This is a genomic window from Patescibacteria group bacterium, from assembly GCA_024654625.1.
Taxonomy (GTDB): domain Bacteria; phylum Patescibacteriota; class Minisyncoccia.
The window spans coordinates 1-2,521 of sequence record JANLHB010000033.1 but is presented as its reverse complement, the minus strand read 5'-3'; the positions used below and the strand labels follow the sequence as shown (position 1 = coordinate 2,521).

The 2,521-nt window shown below is 40.7% G+C and carries 3 protein-coding genes; 2 read left to right on the top strand and 1 reads right to left on the bottom strand.

The genetic code is table 11. The features are described 5' to 3' along the window. The coding region (locus tag NUV40_03410) for a 30S ribosomal protein S12 (protein MCR4342919.1) at positions 1-242 on the bottom strand (242 nt) is incomplete at its 3' end. A gap of 146 nt (positions 243-388) precedes the next feature. On the opposite strand from NUV40_03410, the gene NUV40_03405 reads away from it, so the two are divergent. Next, complete coding sequence (locus NUV40_03405) at positions 389-754, top strand: hypothetical protein (protein MCR4342918.1); 366 nt, start codon at positions 389-391, stop codon at positions 752-754. 104 nt (positions 755-858) lie between these two features. Then, the gene (locus NUV40_03400) at positions 859-1,944 is read left to right on the top strand and encodes a tyrosine-type recombinase/integrase (protein ID MCR4342917.1); all 1,086 of its coding nucleotides are present in this window, start codon (positions 859-861) and stop codon (positions 1,942-1,944) included. The last annotated feature ends 577 nt before the right edge of the window (positions 1,945-2,521 follow it).

The following is a 2,521-nucleotide window of genomic DNA, read 5'->3' as shown; positions in this document are numbered from 1 at the left end:
GGGATATAAGCTGTAACTTCCATACTGTTGGTAAGCCTCACACGCGCAACCTTTCGGAGGGCGGAATTAGGCTTCTTAGGTGTAACAGTTTTTACCTGCAAACATACTCCTCTTTTAAACGGAGAAGCATAAAAAGTTGGCCTATTCTTTAGCACGTTAAACCCGCGAGCAAGCGCTACTGACTTGCTTTTCTTTGCAACCTTTTTTCTATTTTTCCTTACCAACTGATTAACTGTTGACATTACCGAGATATAATAAACGTTTTCTTAAAAATTGCAAGCCCCGTCGCTTGCGAGTGACCATGGGGCAAGCCCGATTGAAAATTCCAAGGGGTCGCCTTGATATGGAAAGTATTGTTAGCCTAAAGCATTTAAGTTATAATCCAAATATGAATTTTGAATCACAATACTCCACAGCACAGTCTCCTAAAGAAGGTGTTGCAAAAAATGAACTAATCTCTAGCACAGCTAACTTAATAATCCACCTCATCCAAGATCAAACTAGTGAAATATATCAAGAAAACATGAATGCTAAAGAGAAAAGTGACAAATTAGAAGAAGCGATAATAAATATAATAAAAAAGGAGATATCCGACACCAAATGGTATCCGGACAGAGTAAAAGAACTAATGAAAGAGCTCCTTAGTACAGACTTCTATGATGTATATAAAATGGGAACAAAAGAAAAGCTTGAAAAAGCCACTAAATTGATCGGCGATGAATACGAAGAATACAGCAAGCAGATTGACGGCTAAGCGCCCTTGTTAATGTTAAATCCGCCACGGCGGATTTAACATTAACAAGGGCGCACCACAAGGGCGCTTCTTGTTTTATAATGCGCTAGGCTTATAATAAAACAATGTCGCACAATATCATCCAACTTAAGAAAGATTTCTTAGAACACCTAGAGGTTGAACGCGGACGAAGTCTTAAGACTATTTTAAATTACGACCATTATCTCAATCGCTTCCTAAGTCAAAGTAAACTGCAAAATGTAGAGGATATATCCGACGAAACAGTCAGACAATACCGTCTGTGGCTAAACCGCATAGAACCGACTCTTTCAAAAAAGACCCAGAACTACCACCTTGTAGCGCTTAGGGCCTTTCTTAAATACTTAAGCAGGCGAGACATAAAATCATTATCCGCAGAAAGAATTGACCTTGTGAAAGTCCCAGAAAGAGACCTTGACCTTATTACCGAAGATGAGCTTGAAAGACTCCTTGATGCGCCTATTACTCCGCCAGACAAAGGACTAAAATCTCTTCGCGACAAAGCCATCCTTGAACTTCTTTTCTCCACAGGGCTTCGCGTCTCTGAACTATGCAATCTTAATATAGACTCTATAAATCTCAAAAGAGAAGAATTTTCCATAAGAGGGAAAGGCGGAAAAGTGAGAGTCGTCTTTCTCTCCGACACGGCAAAACAATCTTTGAAAGACTATCTTGATGCCAGAGCGGATATAAATGAGGCGCTTTTTATACGGATTAGCAAAGGAGGAGAAGTAAAAGAAAGTGTAGCCAAAAAAAATGGTTCTCGTAGGATTCCCCTTGATGACCGTCCTTTAGAGAACCGTTTTTTTGGCGAAACATCTGAATCAGGAGGAGTCGGAAAATCTGATTCTCGGAGGATTTCTCCATCCGCCGAAGGCGGAATCCGTCCTCAAGAGAAACAGATTTCCGACTCCGACCACAGATTAACTCCCCGCTCCGTAGAAAGAATCATAAAGCACTATGCCATCAAAGCCGGTATTTCAAAGAAAGTCACTCCGCACATTATAAGACACTGCTTTGCCACCGACCTCCTCTCCGCCGGAGCCGATATTCGTTCCGTCCAATCTCTCCTTGGCCACTCCAATATCTCCACCACTCAGATCTATACTCATATTACAGACAAGAAGCTTCATGATGTTCACAAAGCCTTCCACGATAAGAGAAGAGGATAAAAAAAATACCGCTTTACAAAAAATGTAAAGCGGTCTTAGTATTTCTCCAGATCAAACTACTACCTGGAGAAATACTTTAAGAAAGAACTAAGGCTGGAGGCATAGGCCCCCGAGGGAAAAAAAGAAAATAGAAATCCCATCACCAGCATCCCTGCCAAGAGGAGAGTGTACCCCAGCGAAATAAAAATTTTTTTTAACATCTGCCCCTCCTCTTATTTTTATTCTACCAGTTATAGAACTGGGTGGGTGTGATAACCCACGCCGCCAATATGACGAAGGCTAGGACGATGAATATAATCCCGTTCATGACCTCCGCCGCTGATTTATTCTTCTCTTTCACTCTTTTGTTAATCAGCCTCTTGGATATCATTTTTCTCTCCTTTTTTTACCCTATTTTTCTCCCAAAGGAAGTCCCTTCGGGAATTTGTTTTTTCAATCTATTTTTAATTATACACCTTTTAATTATTTTGTCAACCCTGTGTACGCGTCCACCACATATGAGACTCTTTGGCTGGTAATGTCATAACAATATACCTTAAAGGAGAAATCATGCCAAGCGATTCATGCGGTCTTTTTG

What these genes read in the sequence shown, in the direction of transcription:
- NUV40_03405 (MCR4342918.1), top strand. Translation starts at nt 389, where the DNA reads ATGAATTTTGAATCACAATACTCCACAGCACAGTCTCCTAAAGAAGGT.
- NUV40_03400 (MCR4342917.1), top strand. Translation starts at nt 859, where the DNA reads ATGTCGCACAATATCATCCAACTTAAGAAAGATTTCTTAGAACACCTA.